Raw genomic sequence first — 453 nt, 5'->3', positions numbered from 1 at the left:
CATTGGAAGTATCAATGCCGGTCAGCTTGAATGTATCGGTTTTGACATCGCCAATCTGGAAAACGCGTTCATTCAACTTTCCCCAGCCGCTTTTAAACAAAACCAAATCGCCGTTGGCAAACCCGTGTCCTGCTACCGTCAGGACGCATTCGGCAGCATTAGTTGCCACCGTAGCTTTTTTCTCCGCCGTCAAAGCGGTCGCAATGTGAACGGTCGCACCGTTCGGTAATTTCACTGCCATACTTTAACTCCAAATTAAAGGCAATCTGAAATCAGACTGCCGTATCAAAATAAATTGCCTGCCATCCTTGCTGATAATAGACGGTAACGGCTTCGCCGCTTTCGTCGGAATCGATATTCAGCAAATCAGGTACCGGATTTTCCAAATCACCGACGCCCAAATCGGAATGTTCGGCAAACAACTGCCCAATCAAGGACAGCATCTCTTCCGCC

Annotated in this window: 2 pseudogenes; both read right to left on the bottom strand. The window is 48.1% G+C overall.

The features are described 5' to 3' along the window. Positions 1-241 (bottom strand): annotated as a pseudogene (locus tag ACTHUR_RS20620) (phage tail protein); the annotation flags it as partial. A gap of 31 nt (positions 242-272) precedes the next feature. Next, positions 273-453: pseudogene (locus ACTHUR_RS20615) on the bottom strand (hypothetical protein); the annotation flags it as partial.

The organism is Neisseria sp. P0021.S007, assembly GCF_051956855.1.
The sequence above is the reverse complement of the archived record's forward strand: the minus strand, read 5'-3'. Positions and strand labels throughout refer to the sequence as shown.